Raw genomic sequence first — 20,475 nt, forward strand, 5'->3', positions numbered from 1 at the left:
CTCCGAAATCTTTTGGCCAGACTAGCCGGGCCGCACGGTGCGCGCGGCCCGGCCGTCGGCGAGCCGAACTCGGGTTCGCTAGCGGCTCAGGTCCCTGAACCGCGTGACAGCCAGCGGGAAGAACACCACGATCAAGACCACCGGCCAGGCGACCGCGAGCAGTTCCGCGTTGGTCGCGGCCCAGGAGTCGCCGGTCGCCACCGGGTTCCCGAACAGGCCGCGCACCGCGGTCGCCGTCGCCGACATGGGGTTCCATTCGACGACCGCGCCCAGCCACGACGGCATCGATTCCGGCGAGGCGATGGCGTTGGACAGGAAGGCGACCGGGAAGACCAGCATCTGCACCGCCTGCACCAGTTCCGGCTTGCCCGCGACCATGGCCAGGTAGATGCCGATCCACAGCATCGCGAACCGCAGCAGCAACAGCAGCCCCACCGCGCCGAGGAACGCGGCGATTCCGCTGTGCCAGCGCCAGCCGACCAGGTACCCGACCGCGATCATCACGGTCAGTCCGACCGCCGACTGCAGCATGTCGGCGATGCTGCGCCCGACCAGCACCGCGGCCGAGTTCATCGGCATCGAGCGGAACCGGTCGATGACGCCCTTGTTCAGGTCCTGGGTGACCGAGAGCATCGTCGCCTCCAGACCGAACGCCATGGTCATGGTGAGCATGCCGGGGACCAGGTAGTCCGTGAAATCTCCCTCGATGCCCTGTCCGCCACCGATCAGGTAGCCGAACATCAGCAGCAACATCACCGGGAAGACCAGCCCGATGACCACCTGAACGGGCTGGCGCACCCAGTGCGCCAGCTCGCGCCTGGTCATCGTCCAGGAGTCGGCCACCACCCAGCTCAGCGTCGAATCCCTCTGCAGTGTCGTGCTCATGCCGCGTTCTCCTTCGTCAGGTGCAGGAAGACTTCGTCGAGGGTCGGGCGCCGGACCGCGATGTCCTCTGGCTCGATCCCGTTCGCCGCCAGCGCCCGGACGGTCTCGGTCAGGGCCGCCATCCGGTCGCTGACCGCGGCGCTGACCATCCGCCGGTCCTCGTCGACCACCGCATCGCCGGGCAGGAGCGAGGCCGCGCGCGCCAGCTGGGACGCGTCGTGCAGGACAACGTCGATGCGGTCACCGCCCGTTTTCGTCTTCAGCTCGTCGGCGGTGCCTTCCGCGATGACCTTGCCGTGGTCGATCACCGAGATCCGGTCGGCCAGCTGATCGGCCTCCTCCAGGTACTGCGTGGTCAGCAGCACGGTGGTGCCGCCGTCGACCAGCGACCGCACCGAATTCCACACCTCCGTGCGGCCGCGGGGATCGAGCCCGGTCGTCGGCTCGTCGAGGAAGAGCACCTGCGGTTCGGAGATGAGCGAGGCAGCGAGGTCGAGCCGCCTGCGCATGCCGCCGCTGTACTGCTTGACGGCTTTCGTTCCGGTGTCCGCGAGCCCGAACCGGGCCAGGAGCTCGTCGGCCCTGACGCCGGCGCGGCGCGCGCCCAGGTGGTAGAGCCGCCCGAACATCTCCAGGTTCTGCCGTCCGCTGAGCTCCTCGTCGACGGCCGCGCTCTGGCCGAGCAGCCCGATCCGGGAGCGCACCCGGTCGGCTTCCTTGCGCACGTCGAGGCCGGCGACCTCGACCCGCCCCGCCTCGGGACGCAGCAGTGTCGACATGATGCGCACGGCCGTGGTCTTGCCGGCGCCGTTCGGGCCGAGCACCGCGTGCACGGTACCGGCCCGGACAGCGAGATCGAGGCCGTCGAGCGCCGGCTTGGCCCCGTAGTTCTTCCGCAGGCCTTCGACGACGATCGCCGGATCGTGGTCAGTCACTACACCCCTCCATCACTCAGTGATCAAATTTGACTAGATGGCAAAGGTACGGCGCCCGCGGCAATTAGTCAAACTTGAATACTGCTATTTTGGTCAAAATTGATCAGAAGGGAGCCGTCCATGTCAGCGATCCGCCTGCTGGTCCTCGGCGCGGTCCGGCAACACGGACGAGCACACGGCTACCAGGTCCGCAACGACCTGGAGTTCTGGGGCGCCCACGAGTGGTCCAACGCCAAGCCCGGCTCGATCTACCACGCACTCAAGCAGATGGCCAAGCAAGGACTCCTCGTCGAACACGAGGTCGCCCCGAGCACCGTCGGCGGTCCGCCCCGCGTCGAATACGAGATCAACGACAAGGGCACCGAGGAGTACTTCGCCCTGCTGCGCCAGGCCCTGACCTCCTACGACCAGAAGGTGGACATGCTCTCGGCGGGCATCGGCTTCATCGTCGACCTACCCCGCGACGAGGCCGTCGCCCTCCTCCGTCAGCGGATCGCCGGGCTCGAACAGTGGCGCGCCTCGGTCACCGAGTACTACACACCGGAACAGGGCCCCGGACAGCTCGGCCACATCGGCGAGATCATGAACATGTGGGTCCACTCGGCCGACAGCGAAGCGGCCTGGACCCACGGCCTGATCGACCGCATCGAAGGCGGCGCCTACATCTTCGCCGGTGAGGGAGATCCGTTCGTCGGCGTGCTCGCCGACGACGAGCCGAACCCGTTCGCGACGGGACCCCATCCGGCGGACTCCCGCTGACGGATCGCCGCGAATCGATACCCGCACCCTGCGGATTCACGTTCTCGGTCGGTGGCAGTAGCCGGGCGAGTCCGCCTGCGACGCACTAGCATGCGGGGCACACCGCGACCGGCCGGTCGACGGGCCGGCGTCGACGACGAGGATGGGTGCGCAGGATGGCTGTTCGGATGATGGTTCGCGGGGTTGTCGTCGCGGCGGTGACGGCCGGGGCCGCGGTGCCGGTGGTGCTGCTCGGCGCACCGAACGCGGTGGCGGATCCGTGTCCGAACGGGACCGCGCGGGTGTTTCTCGGGGACGAGACGAACTCGTGTCAGGGGGCGGGATCGCAGACCTATGTGCTGGCCGGTGTGTCGAAGGTGTGCTCGATGACCAGTACCGATGTGACGATCGATATCGACAGCGAGAGCAAGAAGTTGCGGCGGCATGTGGAGATTCGGAACGGGCAGTGTGCGTCGTTCCAGCTGCGGGGGCAGACCGGGGCGACGGTTACCGTCACGCCGAACTGAGATTGCGCTGAGTCGGGTGCGGGATCCGCTGCGCTACAGCGGATCCCGTCGACGACTACTCGTCCTCGGTGGATTCCGGCGCGGGTGACACTGCGGCGGGCCCCTCTTCGAGCAGCAACCGGAACCCGTCCTCGTCGAGGATAGGCACGCCGAGCTCCTCGGCCTTGGCCGCCTTCGAGCCGGGCGCTTCGCCGATCACCACGAACGCCGTCTTCTTCGAGACCGAGCCCGCCGCCTTGCCGCCGCGGATCAGGATCGCTTCCTTGGCGCCGTCGCGGGTGAAGGTTTGCAGGGAACCGGTGACGACGATGGACAGGCCGTCGAGGTTGCGTTCGATGGAGTCGTCGCGTTCGTCTTCCATGCGGACCCCGGCCGCGCGCCATTTGTCGACGATGGCGCGGTGCCAGTCGACGGTGAACCATTCCACGACCGCGGCGGCGATGGTGGGGCCGACGCCGTCGGTGGCCGCGAGTTCCGCGCCGGTGGCCGCTTCGATGCGGTCGAGGCCGGCGAATTCGGCGGCGAGGGCGCGGGCGGCGGTGGGGCCGACATGGCGGATCGACAGGCCGACGAGCACCCGCCACAGCGGAGTGTCCTTGGCGGCGTTGAGGTTTTCCAGCAGGCGGGCACCGTTGGCCGACAGCGCGCCGTCCTGTTTGGTGAACAGCGGGACACCGAGCAGGGCCTGCTCGTCGAGCGAGAACAGGTCGCCCTCGTCGGTGATGGCGCCCGAGGTGAGCAGCGCGTTGGCGGCTTCGTAGCCGAGGGCTTCGATGTCGAAGGCGCCGCGGCCAGCCAGGTGGAAGACGCGTTCACGCAGCTGGGCCGGGCAGTGCTGCTGGTTGGGGCAGCGGATGTCGGCGTCGCCCTCCTTGGCAGGGGCCAGTTCGGTGCCGCATTCGGGGCAGTGCGTCGGCATCACGAACTCGCGTTCGTCGCCGGTGCGGGCGTCGACGACGGGACCGAGGACCTCGGGGATGACATCGCCCGCCTTGCGGATGGTGACGGTGTCGCCGATCAGCACGCCCTTGCGCTTGACCTCGGAGCCGTTGTGCAAGGTGGCCATGGCGACGGTCGAGCCGGCGATGGAGACCGGCGCCATCACCGCGAACGGGGTGACCCGGCCGGTGCGCCCGACATTCACCTCGATATTGAGCAGCGTGGTGGTGGCCTCTTCGGGCGGGTACTTGTAGGCGATGGCCCAGCGCGGCGCACGGGAGGTGGAGCCGAGGCGGCGCTGCAACGCCATCTCGTCGATCTTGATCACCTGACCGTCGATCTCGTGCTCGATATCGTGGCGGTGCTCGCCCCAGTAGGCGACCCGCTCGATGACCGCCTCGATGCCCTTGACCAGGCGGGTGTGCTCGGAGACCGGCAGACCCCAGGCGGCCAGCGCCTGGTAGGCCTCGTGCTGGGACTTCGGGCGGTAGCCCTCGATGCGGCCGAAGCCGTGACAGATCATCCGCAGCCTGCGCTGGGCGGTGATCGCCGGGTTCTTCTGGCGTAGCGAACCGGCGGCGGTATTGCGCGGATTCGCGTACGGCGGTTTGCCTTCGGCGACGATCTGGGCGTTGAGGGTCTCGAAGTCCTCGAGCCGGAAGTACACCTCGCCACGCACTTCCAGGAGCTCCGGGATCGGGAAATCCTCGGTCGGGGTGAGCTCGGTGGGGATGTCTTCGATGGTGCGCGCGTTGAGGGTGACGTCCTCGCCGGTGCGGCCGTCGCCGCGGGTGGCGCCGCGCACCAGCTTGCCGTTCTCGTAGACCAGGTTCAGCGCGACGCCGTCGATCTTGACCTCGCACAGATAGTGCAGGTCGGGCCCGGCCTCGGCTTCGACCCGGCTCGCCCAGGTGCGCAGCTCGTCGTAGTCGAAGACGTTGTCCAGCGACAACATCCGTTCGAGATGGTCGACGGCGGTGAAGTCGGTGGCGAACCCGCCACCGACGAGCTGGGTCGGCGAATCGGGGGTGCGCAGGTCGGGGTGCGCCTCCTCGAGAGCCTGCAACTGCCGCAGCAACGTGTCGAACTCGCCGTCGGTGATGATCGGCGCATCGCGCACGTAGTAGCGGAACTGGTGCTCGCGCACCTCGTCCGCCAGCTGCTGCCACTGCACCCGCTGCTCGGGGGTCGCGCCCGGCTCGGCACTCACGGAAACCACGCTGTCACTCACCTGTCGAACAGTAGTCGAGCCCACCGACACATCCGTCGACCGTTCCCGCACGTCGCGGGCTCATTCCGGCGCGATAACCTCGAGCCTCGGGAAGTAGGTGCGGTACCTCGCGGCGTCGCGCGTCAACAATCGGTACCCGCTGACCGCAGCGTGCGCGCCGATGTAAAAGTCCGGTAGCGGTGAGCGTTTGTCGCCACCGCGGCGCCGGTAGGCAAGAAACGCCTTGGCTGCCAGGAACCCCGCATCCCACGGCAGCGGCTCGCGATCGAACGAGCCCACTGCAGAGCCGACTCCAATGATTCCTTGGTCGCATAGCCGATCGAAACCTCAGCGTAGATCAGCGGATTGATCACCACGCGCCCCGCGTTGCGGGCTGTCGACAATGCAGAGGCAGACCACTGCTCCCATGTCGGATCGCCGTCGAGAACATCGATCAGCACGCAGGTGTCGACCAGGGTTGCGCGCCGCGGCGCGGTGACAGCTTCAGTCACGCAACAGCGCCATGATCTCGTCGGTCGTCAAGCCACCCACATCAGGATTGTCGAATCGGTGGCGCCGCATCTGCCGTACGAGCCGCTCACCGGGACTGTCCGCCCCGCCACGCGCCACGATGCGCAACGTGCCACCGTCGTCGACAACGTCGAGTTCGTCGCCTTCACGGAGGTTGAACTTTGCCCGTAGCTCGGCCGGGATAGTGACCTGGCCGTTCGCGTTCATCCGCACATCAACCTCCATCTAATAGATGCCTTCCTATTAGATGGTAACTCGTCGCCCGCAGAGCGGGACCCCCTCACTCGACGGTGATCGACTCCGGTTCCTCGGCGAAGGCGCGGGCGACGTCACCGGTGAGCGCGAGCGCCTTGCGCGACCACGACAGCGGCGCGCCCGCCAGCCCGCAGGACGGGGTGACCAGTATCCGGTCGGCGAGGACGCTGCGCGGGAAGCCGAGGCGGTCGATCAGGCGGACACCGGGTTCGGCGATCGCGCGCCAGGTGATCGGTGCGACCGGGGCCGCCGTCGGAGTCAGGCCGAGCGCGACCTTCTTGCCGGAGTCGAGGATCTCGCCGATCGCGTCGAGGTCGGCGGTGGTGATCGTCGACGCGTCGAAGGAGATGGCGGCGGCCGCCGTGCGGCCCAGCGTGGTGAGGGCGGGACGGGACGCGCAGGTGTGCAACAGGACCGGCGCGGACTGGGCGTCGATCACCGTGTCGAGGATGTGCAGCGCCTCGGGTTCGGGCAGCGCGCGAATGGTGTTCAGGATGCTCGGCCCTTTCAGGGAGCCCTCGAGCACGGTGGTGAGCCGGGGTTCGTCGAGCTGGATGACGACCTCAGCGCCGAGGCGGCGGCGAACCTCCGCGGCGTGCCGGGCCAGCCCTTCGGCAAGGGATTCCGAAAGATCGCGCACCGCACCGGAATCGGTGAGGATGCGGTGACCGCCGGGGAGTTCGACCTCGGCGGCGAGGGTGAGCGGGCCCGCCGACTGGAGTTTCACCACGCGCCCCGCACCGGCCAGACCCGCTGTCTCCCAGGCTTCTTCGATGGCGTCGAGGTCGGCGTGCAGGAGATCCCTGGCCCGGCGCGACACCGCGCCGGGGCGGGCGGCCAAGCGGTAACCACGCGTCGTGGAATCGAAACGCAGGTCGACGAGCAGCGCCGAGACCCGGCCGATCATGTCGGCGCCGACACCGCGATCGGGCAGCTCGACCAGATGCGGCAGGTCGGGCAGCTCGCCGATGATCGTCGCGGCGGCCTCGCGGGGGTCGGTGCCCGGCCAGGAGCCGATCCCGGTGGCGATGCCGGCGACGAGCGGGTCGACGGGTTCCGGTGCGGCGGCTTCGTGCGAGGTCTCGCTTCGCCAGAGTGTCACGCGCTCAACACCTTTCGTGTCGTCGAAACGGAGCCGCCACCCGGACGGGTGCGGACGCTCCGATGGTCCTGATGTCGACCGATCGGCGCGAGAGTGAACGATGTGCGCGGGTGAGCCCTAGACCGCATCCGCCGAGACGCCGGCCCGATCCGTGCCGTTGATGGTGCCGCTGCCGACCACGGTGTCCCCGCCTTCGGCATCAGGCAGGTAGAGCACGATCGCCTGACCCTTGGCGACACCGGTGAGCGGTTCACGCAGCCGGGCGACGAACCCGTCACCCTCGGGCTCGACGACAGCGGGTGCGGTGCCACCGTGCGCACGCACCTGCACGACGCACTCCACCGGCTCGCTCGGGCGCACGCCGGAGGTCCAGATCGCGCGATCGGCCGTGACGACATCGACCTGGAGGTCCTCCACCGAACCGACGCTGACCGTCCCCGAATCGGGATCGATACCGGTCACATAGCGCGGCTTGCCGTCGGCGGCGGTGTGGGTCAGGCCGAGCCCCTTGCGCTGGCCGACGGTGAATCCGTGCACACCCTCGTGCTCACCGAGGACGGTGCCGTCGGAATCGACCAGCGCACCGGGGCGAATGCCGATCTTGGCGCCGAGGAAGGCGCGGGTATCCCCGGAGGGGATGAAGCAGATGTCGTGGCTGTCGGGCTTGTTCGCCACGGCCAGACCACGCTCGGCGGCTTCCTCGCGGATCCGCGGCTTCGGGGTGTCACCGACCGGGAACATCGCGCGCGCGAGCTGCTCGGCGGTGAGGACCGCGAGCACGTAGGACTGGTCCTTGTCGGCGTCGACCGCGCGGCGCAGCACGCCGTCGGAGAGCCGGGCGTAGTGGCCGGTCACGACGGCGTCGAAGCCGAGGGCCTGCGCGCGGTCGGCGAGGGCGGAGAACTTGATCTTCTCGTTGCAGCGCAGGCACGGGTTGGGCGTCTCGCCCGCGGCGTAGGCGGCGACGAAATCGTCGATCACGTCTTCCTTGAAGCGGTCGGCGAAGTCCCAGACGTAGAACGGGATGCCGAGCACGTCGGCGGCGCGGCGCGCGTCACCGGCGTCTTCCTTGGAGCAGCACCCGCGGGAACCGGTGCGCAGCGTGCCCGGCGTCGCCGACAACGCCAGGTGCACCCCGACCACCTCGTGGCCGGCGTCGACGGCCCGCGCCGCGGCCACCGCCGAATCGACGCCACCACTCATCGCGGCGAGTACTCGCATCAGGCACCTCCTCTAGCGCCGGCCATGCCCGCGGCTCTGGCCCGTTCGATGATCTGCGGAAGAACGGTCAACAATGTCTCGATATCGGCCCCGGTCGAGGTGTGCCCCAGCGAGAACCGCAGCGAACTGCGGGCCTGCCACGGCTCGACACCCATCGCGATCAGCACATGACTCGGGGAGGCCACGCCCGCATTGCAGGCCGAGCCGGTGGAGCATTCGACACCGGCGGCGTCGAGCAGCATGAGCAGCGAGTCGCCCTCGCAGCCGGGGAAGGTGAAGTGGGCGTTGCCGGGCAGCCGACGCTCGTCGGCGGGCCCGTTGAGCACCGCGTCGGGCACCGCGGCCCGCACACCGTCGATCAGCTGCTCGCGCAGCACGCGCAACTGCTCGGCGCGCGCGGGCAGGTCACCGACCGCTTCGCGCAGCGCGGCGGCCATGCCGACGGCCGCGGCCACATCGGAGGTGCCCGAGCGCAGGTCGCGTTCGTGTCCGCCGCCGTGGACCAGCGGCACACACGGCACCTGCCTGCCGAGCAGCAGCACGCCGATGCCGTGGGGACCACCCGCCTTGTGCCCGGTGACGCTGAGCGCGGCCAGCCCGCTCGCGCCGAAATCGAGGGGGAGCTGGGTCACCGCCTGGATCGCGTCGCTGTGCATCGGAACATCGAATTCCCGGGCGACGGCGGCCAACTCGGTGATCGGCTGGACGGTGCCGACCTCGTTGTTGGCCCACATGACGCTGACCAGCGCGACCTCGTCGGCCTGCTCGGCGAGCACCTCGCGCAGCGCGTGCGGCGAGACGGCACCCTCGGCGTCGACGGGCAACCAGGTGACCCGCGCGCCCTCGTGCTTCTCCAGCCACTCGACCGCGTCGAGCACCGCGTGATGCTCGACCGCGCTGGTGACGATCCTGGTGCGCCGCGGATCGCCCGCCCTGCGCCCCCAGAAGACGCCCTTGACGGCCAGATTGTCACTCTCGGTGCCACCGGAGGTGAAGATCACCTCCGACGGCCGCGCCCCCAGATCGGCCGCGATCGACTCGCGCGCCTCCTCCAGCGACCGCCGTGCGGCCCGCCCTGATCCGTGCAGCGACGAGGCATTACCCACCGTGCTCAGCGCAGCCGTCATCGCCTCGACGGCGGCGGGCAACATCGGAGTGGTCGCCGCGTGGTCGAGGTAGACCGTCCTGGGCGCACCGTTGACCGGACCCGTATAAGCCGACTTCATGACCGACAAAGCCTATACCACCGCTGACCTGGGCATCTTCGGGGTCCACCCCTGCTCTCTACGATGTTTCTACGATTTACCCAGGATCCTCAACACAGGTATCACCCCTCTGTATTCCTGGATCGGCGGCGAGAAGGCCGGTCCTCACCCTTTGCCGAACCGGTGTGGTGCCGGATGAACGAGTGAACAACATGCCGCATCGGTCGGGACACGCGCCCGTGTGACGACGGGGAAACGGCGGTCGGATTCACTATTGTCCGGGGTCATGTTGCGAATCATCCGGAGAGTCGGTTACGTCGCCTCAGCGCTGGCCATACTGTCGCAGCCAACCGCGCATGCCGATACCGTGAATCTGCCACCGCACGAGAAGACTTTCGAGTCGGATATGGGCAGTTTCACCGTCGGCACACACAACGAAGCCGTCTATCGAATCGCGCCGTTGAACGGCAACCCCACCAGCCGTGAAGCGTTGGTATCCACCGTCGCGTACGGACGGCTCGACGGGCAGGCCGAGGGCGTGCTCAAGACCGGATACACCGTCGGCTGCGCGGCCAGGATCGGTGTCGTGCTCCCCGGCATCGATCCCACCACGGAATTCGGGCTCGAGGGGCCGCAGCAGAACGCCGCGACGGAGCAGGTGCAGCGGCAGGCCACAGAGCAGTCGCAGTCGGACACCGTCGAGCAGTCGAGTTCCGGCGAGACGGTGCAGTCCCATACGGAGCAGTCCGGGCAAGCACAGGAGACCGAACAGCGACAGTATCAGGAGTTCAACGGCATCACCCCCGCCATCGCGGTGGACCCGGGTCTGTTCCTGGAATTGGAACTGCAACCCGGCGACATCACCAACGTCGATATCGGGGACGGCAAGCCGCTGATCCCGGGCAAAACCGTGCGGATCGTGACCCGCGACTTCCACATCAAAGTCGACAACTGCGTCGGCCCGGCCACCATCCGCCAATACACCTACGTGCAAACCAGAACACCCGAAGTCGACGACAGCGGAGCGGTGTTCGGCGAGCCCACCACACTGTGAATACTCCGTCCGGCGATTCCGAATTCGAATAACCGCTGATGTGGGAGGGTGCGACCCATGCTGATCGAATACGGGGTGTGGATTACGCGGTTGGCGCTCGCCGTGGTGTTCGGGTTGTCGGCCTGGGGGAAGTTGGCCGATCGCGCAGGCACGCGGCAGGCGGTAGGCGAGTTCGAGGTGCCGGTGCGGTGGGTGCCCGCCGTGGCGTGGGGGCTACCGGTCGCCGAGGCGGTGCTGGCGGTCGGCGTCGTCCTGCCGTGGACGGCCGCCGCGGCGGCGGTCGGCGCGCTGCTCCTGCTGACGGTGTTCACGGTGGTCATGGCCGGCTTGTTGCGGCGCGGCAAGCACCCCTCGTGCTCCTGCTTCGGCGCGGCGAGCACGCGGCCGATCGGTGCGCGCAGCCTCGTACGCAACGGTGTGCTGATGGCGCTCGCGGCCATGGTCCTGTGGGGCGCGCTGGCTCATCCCTCGGTGCCCGCCGGACTGGCCGCCGATGCCGCGACCGGGCTCGCGCTCGGCGCGCTGCTGTGCGGGGTTTTGGCGTGGCTGGTCGGCCAGGTCGGCGCGCTGCGGCGGCGCCTGGACGAGCAGGCGCTCTCGACGCTGGGCGCCGAGGGCTTGCCGGTCGGCTCGGTCGCACCGGAGTTCGAACTGCTCGACGTCGCGGGCGCCCGCACAAACCTCGCCGAGCTGCTCTCGGCGGGTCGGGCAGTGCTGCTGGTGTTCGTGCACCCGGGCTGCGAGATGTGCGCCGCGCTGGCCCGCGAACTGCCGCGCTGGCGGGCGCGCACGGACATGACCATCGTCGTCGTCGGCAACGGCGACGCCGCCGAGCAGGCCATGTGGGGTATCGAACAGGGTCTTGGCGAGATCCCGTCGCTGGTGCAACAGAGCAACGAGGCGGCGCTGCGCTACCGCGTCCGCGGCACACCGTCGGCTGTGCTGATCGACGTCGAGGGCCGAGTCGCCGCGCCCGTTGCGCGGGGCGCTATCGCGATCCGTGAATTGACTTTCGCCGGGAAGTCCATCCGGACCCAGCTTTCCTCTCGAAGCAATGGCGACCACGCTGCTATCCAGCATCAGAACTGACCTCTCAGCCCGGTTACCGCCGCCGGAAACGGGCGTCCAGTCGAATTTTAATTGGCGCACAAAGAATTTCGTTTACAACAGCGCTCGCACGCCGATACGATATTGAGTGCTCTGATGCAGAACCGCACGCAAACCCCATCCACTACTTTTGGCAGGGAGATGTCATGGCGGACTTCGCATTCACCGATCACTCCGGCAAGGAATTCATCATCCGGCTCACCAACGAGCAGCGCATCGCGGAAGCGCGTCGGATTCTGTCCGGCGAGGAGCAGATGTCGATCCATGTCATGGGCCGCATCAGGAAACAGTCCGTCGACTACAACCCGGGTTGGAGCTTCCACCTCGACCCGGACACGATCACCTTCTTCACCGTGGCGATCGAGGTCTGCGACTCGGGGATCAACTACCTCGAAGACCACGTGGACGAGGCCTGCGGCGCTTTCCTGCCGGGTTGCTTCTGGTGTCCGTGGTCGTCCCGGCTCACCCGAGAGATGCGCTAGCGGCTACGCCGTCGGCGACGGACCCCGGCCGAATGCTTTCGGCCGGGGTCTGCCGGGTGCAGAGCGCGCGCGACCGCACCTCGTTCCCGCGGCCGACGCCGGGTCAGCGGGTCGGCGAAGGTGTGGATGACCGAACGCTGCCGAGGAAGTTCGCGATGGTCGCCCAGGTGGTGTCGCGGGCGGCGGGGCCCGCGATGATGCCGAGGTGACTTCCCGGGACCTCGGTGAAGCGGACCTCGGCGGCGCCGGTGAGGACCTGGACGCCCGCGGCGACGGACGCCGAGGAGGCCAGGGCGTCCTTGGTGCCGCCGATCAGCTGGGTCGGCGCCGTGAGTTCGGTGAGGTCGATCGCGCGGTCGGGGCGCAAATGCACTGTGCCCTTCAGCATTTCGTTGCGGATGATCAGCTGGCGATAGGCCTGGCGGTAGAACCGGCCCGGGTAGCCGGGCATGGTGTCCATGAATCGGTCCACCGATTGCATGCGGGCCAGCGCTTCGGTGTCGGCGATATTGCGGGCGATGTACCAGGGCTTGGTGAGCTCGCGGTCGATCGACTGGATACGGAATCCGGCCCGCACACCGTACTTCGGAACGCCACCGGCGACCCGGACCGGCAGGGTGACCTCGCGGCCGCCGGTGAGCTGGCCGAACCTGCGGGCCAGCGAGATCTGGCCGTTGCGCCGCTGATCGAACGGGGTGCCGACCGCGGTGACCGAGCCGATCGGCAGGTCCGGGTGGGCCGCGGCGGTGAGCACGCTCATGGTGCCGCCGAACGACCATCCGATCAGGTCGACAGTGGCGCCCTGCGCGTCGGCGCCGACCGTGGCGATCGCCGTCGGCACGATGTCGTCGACCCATTCCTCGAAGCCGAGATCGCGGTCCGCGTAGGTGATCTCGCCGTAGTCGAGCACATAGACCTCGCGACCAAGGTCGAGCAGGAATCGCACCAGGCTCTGGCTCGGCCGCATGTCGTAGCAGGAAATGGTCACTGCCAGCGGCGGGACCAGGAGCACTGGATCGCCCGTGGCTGGGGTGGCGCGCCGGTAACGCAGGAGCCGGCGGTGCGGTTCGTCGTAGACGATGTCCGACGGCGTCGGCGTGTACGGCTCGACGCCGTCACTGAAGAGTGCGACCGCGTTGCGCAGCGCAACCGACAAGGGGCCCATGTAGATCTCCGGATAGATCGCGACGACGAGGGAAACTACCTGTAACCCCCCGTATCACCATATCGGTTCCCGCGGAGCTTCCTCCGAGCAGGGCCGGTTTCCGCCGTGCCACAATGCGGCATGACCATCAAGTTCGATGCTCTCGACGCCGCATTGCTGGCCGAACTGGCGCGCGACCCGCGGGCGCCGATCCTCGAGCTGGCACAGCGGCTCGGCATCGCCCGCAACACCGTGCAGGCGCGGATGAAGCGGCTGGAGTCATCGGGCGCGGTGCACGGCTATCCGCCCGATATCGATGTGCAGGCGATCGGTTTCGCCGTGCACGCGTTCCTTGGCATCGAACTCGATCAGAACAAGATGGATCCGATCATCGAGACGCTGCGCGACTTCCCGCACGTGCTCGAGGTGCACGCCACCACCGGTCGCGCCGATCTGCTGGTCCGCATCGCCGCGCGATCACAGCAGGATCTGCTCGAAATCATCCAGCGGGTGCATGCCATCGACGGCGTGAATCACACCGAGACGATGCTCGCGCTGGCCACTCCGATCAAGTATCGGAGCCTGCCGCTGGTCGACCATCTGACCAAGCGGGCGAACCAGTCCTGATGTGACGCAGGTCTCCTTACCTCGAGCAGATTGACACATCCACCCCAGTGGTCCAGATCACTTTTGAGCAGACTGATCAACTTTTCGACTGACTGTTGACACCGATTACCCCTCCACGGCACATTTCGCTGCACCGATAGCAAGTTCCTTCGTTGCGCAGCTCACGATCTGGGCTGTGGAAAGTGTGGTGAGGCGTCTATGACCACCGTCGTCTGTCCGACCGCCCGGCCGCAGGCCGAGCCTGCCGCGCCCTACGACCTCGCCGATCGCTATCGCTCCGGGGCGGGCCCGGTTCTGCTCACCGGTGTCCAGGCCATCGCCAGGCTGCTGGTGGAACAGCATGTGCGCGATATCCGCGCCGGGCGCCGGGTCGCGACATTCGTCTCCGGGTATCAGGGCAGCCCGCTGGGCGGGGTGGACAAGATGCTGCTGGGCATGCCGGACGTGCTCACCGAACACGACATCACCTTCGTCCCCGGGTTCAACGAGGAGCTGGCCGCCACCTCGGTGTGGGGCAGCCAGGCCGACCTGCCCGCCGGGCGGGCGACCCACGACGGCGTGGTCGGCGTCTGGTACGGCAAGGGGCCGGGGGTCGACCGCGCGACCGACGCCATTCGCCACGCGAATATGTACGGCGTGAACCCGCGCGGCGGCGTTCTGCTGCTGGTCGGCGACGATCCGGCGTCGAAGTCGTCGACGGTGCCCGCCGTCAGCGAGCGTTCGCTGGCCGCCATGGGTGTCCCGGTGCTATTCCCGCGCAACGCCGAGGAGATCATCACCCTCGGGATGCAGGGCATCGCGATGTCGCGGGCTTCGGGCTGCGTGGTGGCGTTGAAGATCGTCGCCGATGTCGCCGACGGGGCGTGGACGGTCGACGCGGACGTGGCCGATCTCGCCGTCACGGTGCCCGAAGTGCAGTGGGAGGGACGGCCTTTCACCTACCGGCAGCGTCCGATGGCGGCGCCGACCGACAGCGTGCTCGCCGAGGCCGACCTCTACGGGCCGCGCTGGGCGACCGTGCAGGCCTTCTCGGCGGCCAACGCCCTCGACACCGTCGAGGTGGATCCGGCCGAGGCGAAGGTGGGCATCGCGGCCACCGGGACCACCTTCGACGCGGTCCGCCAGGCCCTGCTCGACCTGGGCGTCGACGAGGCGGCCATGCACCGCGCCGGAATCCGGCTGCTGCGCATCGGCATGCCCTACCCCGTCGGCGCGGCCGCAGTCACCGAGTTCGCCCGCGGTCTCGACGAGCTGATCGTGGTGGAGGACAAGACCGCGTTCATCGAGACCCAGATCCGCGAGATCCTCTACGGCACCGCCGGCGCGCCACGCGTCCTCGGCAAGCACGACGCGCGCGGCGGCAGGCTGATGCCGGTCGACGGCGAACTCACCGCCGGTCGGCTGCTGGCACCGCTGCGCCGGGTACTGCGCGAGCGGGTCGTGCTGAAAAGAGCTGCCCCACCGCCACTTCCACTCGAGGTGCTGTCCGCCAAGCGGACCCCGTACTTCTGCAGCGGCTGCCCGCACAACCGCTCCACCGCGCTGCCCGACGGCTCGATCGGCGGCGGTGGCATCGGGTGCCACACGCTGGTGACGATGTCGGGCCGCGCCGACAGCGCGGTCACCGGGCTGACCCAGATGGGCGGCGAGGGCAGCCAGTGGATCGGGCAGGCGCCGTTCACCGACGTGCCGCACCTGTTCCAGAACATCGGCGACGGCACGTTCTTCCATTCCGGCCAGCTGGCCGTGCAGGCCTGCGTCGCGGCCGGGGTGAACATCACCTACAAGCTGCTGTGGAACGAGGTCGTCGCGATGACCGGCGCCCAGGACGTGGAGGGCGGGCTCACCGTCGCGCAGCTGACCGACAAGCTCACCGTCGAGGGCGTCCGCAAGATCATCATCTGCGCCGACGAACCGAAGCGCCACAACAAGCGGGCGCTGGCCAAGGGCACACTGCTGTGGCATCGTGACCGGCTCGACGAGGCGCAGCGGCTGCTGCGCGAGGTCGAGGGCGTCACCGTGCTCATCTACGACCAGCACTGCGCCGCCGACGCGCGCAGGCAGCGCAAGCGCGGCGCGCTGCCGGTCCGCAACACCCGGGTGGTGATCAACGAGGCCGTCTGCGAAGGCTGCGGCGACTGCGGCACCAAGTCGAACTGCCTGTCCGTGCAGCCGGTCGACACCGAGTTCGGGCGCAAGACCCGCATCGATCAGACCTCGTGCAATACCGACTACAGCTGCCTGGACGGTGACTGCCCGTCGTTCGTCACGGTGGAAGTGGTCCCGGACAAGGACAAGCGAAAAGCCGTGCGCGGCAAGACCGTCGAACCGCCCGTGGTCGCCGACCCCGGTGCGGGCGCACCGCAGCGAACGCAGAACGTGCTGATCGCGGGCATCGGTGGCACCGGCATCGTGACGGTGAACCAGGTCCTGGCCACGGCCGCCCTGCGGGCCGGATACGAGGTCGAGAGCCTGGATCAGATCGGCCTGAGCCAGAAGGCCGGGCCGGTGGTTTCTCACCTGCGGTTCTCCACAACGGAATTGGAGCCGTCGAACCGGCTCACCCCGGGCAGCGCGGACTGCCTGCTCGCCGTCGATCTGCTCACCGCGACCGATCCCCGCTATCTCCAGTACGGCGACGCGGCGAGCACCGTGGCGGTGGCCTCGACGAGCCAGACCCCGACCGGCGACATGGTCTACGACAAGTCGGTGGCCTATCCCGACACCGGCACACTGCTGGATCGGCTTGCGACGGTGACGAATTCGATCAGCCACTTCGACGCGCTCGCGGCGGCGCAGACCTTGTTCGGCAACACCGCGGCGGCCAACTTCCTGATCGTCGGCGCTGCCGTCCAGTCCGGTGGGCTGCGACTGCCCGTTGCGGCGATCGAGGAGGCCATCGGCATCAACGGCGTCGCGGTGGACGCGACGATCGCGGCCTTCCGCTGGGGTCGTGTCGCCGTCGCGGATCCGGCGGCGTTCGCCGCGGCTGTCGATGAGGGGCAGCCGCGGCGGACCCCGCCGGTGGTGCCCGCGGAAGTGCTGGCGCACACCAGCTTCGAGGGTGAGGTGCGGCGGCTCGTGGAACTGCGGGCGGCCGAGCTGGTCGGCTACCAGAACGTCACCGTGGCTCGGCGGTATGTCGAGACCGTCGAACTCGCCTGGTCGGCGGAGCGGGCCCTCGGCGAGCGGACCGACTTCAGCGAGGCGGTGGCTCGTGGGCTGTACAAGTTCACCGCCTACAAGGACGAGTACGAAGTGGCGCGGCTGCTGGTCGATCCGGCCTTCCTCGCCGAGGTGCAGGCTCAGGTGCCGGGCGGCGAGAAGCTCACCTACAAGCTGCATCCCCCGGCCCTGCGCGCGCTGGGCCGTCGCAAGAAGATCGGGCTCGCTCCGACATCGCATGTGGCGCTGAAGGTCCTCGCCAAGGGCAAGTTCCTGCGCGGCACCCGGCTCGATCCCTTCGGCTACGCCCACGTGCGCAAGGTCGAGCGGGAACTGCTGGCCCACTACACCTCCATGGTGGCTCGCCTGGCGAGCGACCTGGACCCGGGCAACTACGACACGGCCACCGCGGCCGCCGCTCTTCCCGATGTCGTGCGCGGCTACGAGGACGTCAAGCTCGGCAATGTCGAGCTGTACCGCGCCGGACTGCGCGAACTCGGCATCGAGTACTGACCGGCACGCAACACGCCGCGGCGCCACAGCATCCGCGAACCCGCGGCACCACAACACCGCCGCACCCCGCGGCACCACATCCGCCGAACCCCGCGGCACGACAACACCGCCGCGTACCTGCGGCTCTTCAAAACCGCCGCGGACCCGCGGCACCACACACCGCCGCACCCAGGCACGACCCGTGGTGGGCGGCAACAGGAAAGGAATCCACAGTGACCGTTGTGCACACCGAGGCGGGAGTCTTCGGCCGATCGCACGAGCTCAGTGCCCGCGCCCACGAGCAGGTGGTGTTCTGCGAGGACGACAAGTCCGGGCTGAAGGCGATCATCGCGATCCACTCGACGGCACTCGGCCCTGCCCTCGGCGGGACTCGCTTCTACCCGTACGCCGACGAATCCGCGGCGTTGCAGGACGTGCTGCGGCTGTCGTGGGGCATGACCTACAAGGCGGCGGCCGCCGGCGTCGACCTCGGTGGCGGCAAAGCGGTGATCATCGGCGATCCGGCGACCATGAAGAGCGAGGAACTGCTCGCCGCCTACGCGCGCTTCGTCGACACGCTCGGCGGGCGCTACATCACCGCGGGCGACGTGGGCACCAACACCGACGATCTGGATGTCATCGGCAGGCACACCCGCTACGTCACCGGCCGCAGCGTCGCCGCGGGCGGCAGCGGTGACAGCGCCCGGCTGACCGCGCTCGGCGTGTTCCACGCCATGCGAGCCGGCGCCGAATCCGTCTGGGGCGCGCCCACACTGGCCGGACGCACGGTCGGCGTCGAGGGCGTCGGCAAGGTCGGCCGCGAGCTCACCGCCCTGCTGCTCGCCGACGGCGCCGAGGTCTGCGTGACGGATGTGAACGAGGCGGCGTTGCGGCGCATCGCCGCGGAACAGCCCGCGGTGCGGCTGCTGTCCACGGTGTCCACCGCACCGGTCGACGTGTACGCCCCGTGCGCGATGGGCGCCACGCTCACCGCGTCGAGCGCCGCGACGATCGAGGCCAAACTGATCTGCGGCGCCGCCAACAACCAGCTCGCGACACCCGGTATCGAGCAGGCGCTGACCGACCGCGGCATCACCTGGGTGCCCGATTTCGTCGCCAACGGCGGCGGACTCATCCAGGTGGCGGGCGAACTGCGCGCCGCGGCCCCGGCCGAGGTGGAAGCCGAGGTCGCCGACATCTACCCGCGCTGCCGCGAGATCATCGCCGCCGCCATGGCCGAGGGCATCGGCACCGGTGCTGCCGCCAACCGATTCGCCGAGCGCCGGCTCGACGCCATCCCCCGGTCGCTCTGAGCGCGCCCGAGTTTCGAAGAGGAGACCACAGTGGCGATCACCAGCGGACTGTTCCGCACGAAATCGGTCGAGCAGTCGATCCGGGATACCGATGATCCCGATTCCAAGCTCCGCAAGGATCTGACGGCGAAAGACCTCACGATCTTCGGTGTCGCGGTGGTGATCGGCGCGGGCATCTTCACCCTCACCGCGCGCACCGCGGGCACGGTGGCGGGGCCCGCGGTCTCGCTCGCCTTCGTCTTCGCGGCGATCGCGTGCGGGCTGACGGCCCTGTGCTACGCGGAGTTCGCCTCCACCGTTCCGGTGGCGGGCAGCGCGTACACCTTCGCCTACGCCACCTTCGGTGAGGTGATCGCCTGGATCATCGGCTGGGATCTGATCCTGGAATTCGCGCTCGCGGTGTCCGTGGTCGCCAAGGGCTGGTCGCAGTATCTGGGCAATGTGCTCGGGTCGTCGGCGCCGGTGGTCCACGTCGGGTCGGTGACCTTCGACTGGGGCGCGGTCGTGATCATCGCGGTGGTCGGTGTGTTGCTGGCGACCGGGACGAAGCTGTCGTCGCGGGTCTCGGCCATCGCCGTCGCGATCAAGCTGGGCGTGATCGCGCTGGTGCTGGTGGTCGGCGCGACCTACTTCAAGCCGTCGAACCTGACGCCCTACATTCCGCCCTCGGCGCCGTCGGAGAAGGCCGAGGGACTGCGGCAGTCGCTGTTCGCCTTCCTCACCGGATCCGGTGGCACCAGCTACGGCTGGTACGGCCTGCTCGCCGCGGCCAGCCTGGTGTTCTTCGCCTTCATCGGCTTCGACGTGGTCGCCACCACCGCCGAGGAGACGCGCAATCCGCAGCGCGACATCCCACGCGGCATCCTGGGATCGCTGGCCATCGTGACCGTGCTCTACATCGCGGTCTCGCTGATCCTCACCGGCATGGTGTCCTACACCCAACTCGCCGACGGCAACGCCACCCTCGCCACGGCCTTCGCCATCCACGGCGCGACCTGGGTGAAGAACATCATCGCCATCGGCGCCCTCGCCGGTCTGTCGACGGTGGTCATGGTCATGTTCCTCGGTCAGACCCGGGTGCTGTTCGCCATGGCCAGGGATGGTCTGCTGCCCCGCGGCCTCGCCCAGACCGGCAAGAAGGGCACACCGGTCCGGTTGACCGTCATCGTCGGCGTGGTCTGCGCCCTGCTGGCCGGTTTCGTCGACTTCGGCACGCTCGAGGAAATGGTCAATATCGGCACCCTGGTCGCCTTCGTGATGGTGTCGGTCGGCGTGCTGGTGCTGCGCCGGACCCGCCCCGACCTGCCGCGCGGCTTCCGCGTCCCGTTCGTGCCGGTGGTCCCCATCCTCGGTGCGCTGGCCTGCCTGTGGCTGATGGTCAACCTCTCCATCGAGACCTGGCTGCGCTTCGTGATCTGGATGGCCCTCGGTGTCATCGTCTACTTCGCCTATGGCCGCAGGCACTCCGTCCTCGGTCGCGACCGACGGCAACCTGACGAGCCGGAGTTGACGCCGGTCGGATAACCGAAACCCGCTGGGCCGC

18 protein-coding genes are annotated in these 20,475 nt (G+C 68.6%); 9 read left to right on the top strand and 9 right to left on the bottom strand.

Features of this window, described 5'->3' with window-relative positions; all coding sequences use genetic code 11:
- Positions 1 to 78 precede the first annotated feature (78 nt).
- Both ACWF82_RS00575 and ACWF82_RS00580 read right to left on the bottom strand, forming a co-directional pair.
- Complete coding sequence (locus ACWF82_RS00575) at positions 79 to 885, bottom strand: ABC transporter permease (protein WP_452496547.1); 807 nt, start codon at positions 883 to 885, stop codon at positions 79 to 81.
- A complete protein-coding gene (locus ACWF82_RS00580; protein ID WP_452496549.1) occupies positions 882 to 1,820 on the bottom strand; it encodes an ATP-binding cassette domain-containing protein in 939 nt (312 codons plus the stop codon). Before ACWF82_RS00580 ends, ACWF82_RS00575 begins: the two co-directional genes overlap by 4 nt.
- Positions 1,821 to 1,940: 120 nt before the next feature.
- On the opposite strand from ACWF82_RS00580, the gene ACWF82_RS00585 reads away from it, so the two are divergent.
- Both ACWF82_RS00585 and ACWF82_RS00590 read left to right on the top strand, forming a co-directional pair.
- Positions 1,941 to 2,579, top strand: coding sequence for a PadR family transcriptional regulator (locus ACWF82_RS00585; protein WP_452496551.1), 639 nt, complete (start codon positions 1,941 to 1,943; stop codon positions 2,577 to 2,579).
- A 155-nt stretch (positions 2,580 to 2,734) separates the two neighbouring features.
- Positions 2,735 to 3,085, top strand: coding sequence for a hypothetical protein (locus ACWF82_RS00590; RefSeq protein WP_379031286.1), 351 nt, complete (start codon positions 2,735 to 2,737; stop codon positions 3,083 to 3,085).
- 55 nt (positions 3,086 to 3,140) lie between these two features.
- Here ACWF82_RS00590 and ligA read toward each other — a convergent pair whose 3' ends face one another.
- From ligA to ACWF82_RS00620, 6 genes are all read right to left on the bottom strand, one after another.
- Positions 3,141 to 5,243 carry an NAD-dependent DNA ligase LigA gene (gene ligA / locus ACWF82_RS00595; protein ID WP_452496981.1) on the bottom strand — a complete coding sequence of 701 codons (2,103 nt, stop codon included), beginning with the start codon at positions 5,241 to 5,243 and terminating at the stop codon, positions 3,141 to 3,143.
- A 134-nt stretch (positions 5,244 to 5,377) separates the two neighbouring features.
- Positions 5,378 to 5,746, bottom strand: a complete 369-nt coding sequence (locus ACWF82_RS00600) for a type II toxin-antitoxin system VapC family toxin (protein ID WP_452496554.1) — start codon at positions 5,744 to 5,746, stop codon at positions 5,378 to 5,380.
- Positions 5,739 to 5,990, bottom strand: a complete 252-nt coding sequence (locus ACWF82_RS00605) for an AbrB/MazE/SpoVT family DNA-binding domain-containing protein (protein ID WP_379305210.1) — start codon at positions 5,988 to 5,990, stop codon at positions 5,739 to 5,741. Before ACWF82_RS00605 ends, ACWF82_RS00600 begins: the two co-directional genes overlap by 8 nt.
- A 55-nt stretch (positions 5,991 to 6,045) precedes the next feature.
- Positions 6,046 to 7,122, bottom strand: coding sequence for a methionine synthase (locus ACWF82_RS00610; RefSeq protein ID WP_452496556.1), 1,077 nt, complete (start codon positions 7,120 to 7,122; stop codon positions 6,046 to 6,048).
- A gap of 117 nt (positions 7,123 to 7,239) precedes the next feature.
- Complete coding sequence (gene mnmA, locus ACWF82_RS00615; RefSeq protein ID WP_452496558.1) at positions 7,240 to 8,343, bottom strand: tRNA 2-thiouridine(34) synthase MnmA; 1,104 nt, start codon at positions 8,341 to 8,343, stop codon at positions 7,240 to 7,242.
- On the bottom strand, positions 8,343 to 9,569 hold the full coding sequence (locus tag ACWF82_RS00620; protein WP_452496560.1) for a cysteine desulfurase family protein: 1,227 nt from the start codon (positions 9,567 to 9,569) through the stop codon (positions 8,343 to 8,345). Before ACWF82_RS00620 ends, mnmA begins: the two co-directional genes overlap by 1 nt.
- Positions 9,570 to 9,834: 265 nt before the next feature.
- On the opposite strand from ACWF82_RS00620, the gene ACWF82_RS00625 reads away from it, so the two are divergent.
- The 3 genes from ACWF82_RS00625 (at position 9,835) to ACWF82_RS00635 (ending at position 12,191) form a co-directional block, all read left to right on the top strand.
- A complete protein-coding gene (locus tag ACWF82_RS00625; protein WP_452496562.1) occupies positions 9,835 to 10,602 on the top strand; it encodes an MspA family porin in 768 nt (255 codons plus the stop codon).
- Positions 10,603 to 10,659: 57 nt separating this feature from the next.
- A complete protein-coding gene (locus tag ACWF82_RS00630) occupies positions 10,660 to 11,691 on the top strand; it encodes a MauE/DoxX family redox-associated membrane protein (protein ID WP_452496564.1) in 1,032 nt (343 codons plus the stop codon).
- A 164-nt stretch (positions 11,692 to 11,855) separates the two neighbouring features.
- A complete protein-coding gene (locus ACWF82_RS00635; protein WP_452496566.1) occupies positions 11,856 to 12,191 on the top strand; it encodes a BP74-related protein in 336 nt (111 codons plus the stop codon).
- A gap of 103 nt (positions 12,192 to 12,294) precedes the next feature.
- Here ACWF82_RS00635 and ACWF82_RS00640 read toward each other — a convergent pair whose 3' ends face one another.
- Entirely contained in the window at positions 12,295 to 13,356 is a 1,062-nt protein-coding gene (locus ACWF82_RS00640) for an alpha/beta hydrolase (RefSeq protein WP_452496568.1), read from the bottom strand.
- Between the two features lie 120 nt (positions 13,357 to 13,476).
- Here ACWF82_RS00640 and ACWF82_RS00645 point away from each other — a divergent pair, with 120 nt between their 5' ends.
- The 4 genes from ACWF82_RS00645 to ACWF82_RS00660 all read left to right on the top strand — a co-directional run bounded on the left by ACWF82_RS00645 (position 13,477) and on the right by ACWF82_RS00660 (position 20,456).
- Entirely contained in the window at positions 13,477 to 13,962 is a 486-nt protein-coding gene (locus tag ACWF82_RS00645) for an Lrp/AsnC family transcriptional regulator (RefSeq protein ID WP_452496570.1), read from the top strand.
- Positions 13,963 to 14,160: 198 nt separating this feature from the next.
- A complete protein-coding gene (locus ACWF82_RS00650) occupies positions 14,161 to 17,640 on the top strand; it encodes an indolepyruvate ferredoxin oxidoreductase family protein (protein WP_452496572.1) in 3,480 nt (1,159 codons plus the stop codon).
- A gap of 212 nt (positions 17,641 to 17,852) precedes the next feature.
- Positions 17,853 to 18,932 (top strand): Glu/Leu/Phe/Val dehydrogenase dimerization domain-containing protein, encoded by a 1,080-nt coding sequence (locus ACWF82_RS00655; RefSeq protein ID WP_452496573.1) that lies wholly within the window; start codon positions 17,853 to 17,855, stop codon positions 18,930 to 18,932.
- A 30-nt stretch (positions 18,933 to 18,962) separates the two neighbouring features.
- Positions 18,963 to 20,456, top strand: coding sequence for an APC family permease (locus tag ACWF82_RS00660; RefSeq protein WP_452496575.1), 1,494 nt, complete (start codon positions 18,963 to 18,965; stop codon positions 20,454 to 20,456).
- Positions 20,457 to 20,475: the final 19 nt, after the last annotated feature.

It is taken from the genome of Nocardia sp. NPDC055053, from assembly GCF_053608285.1.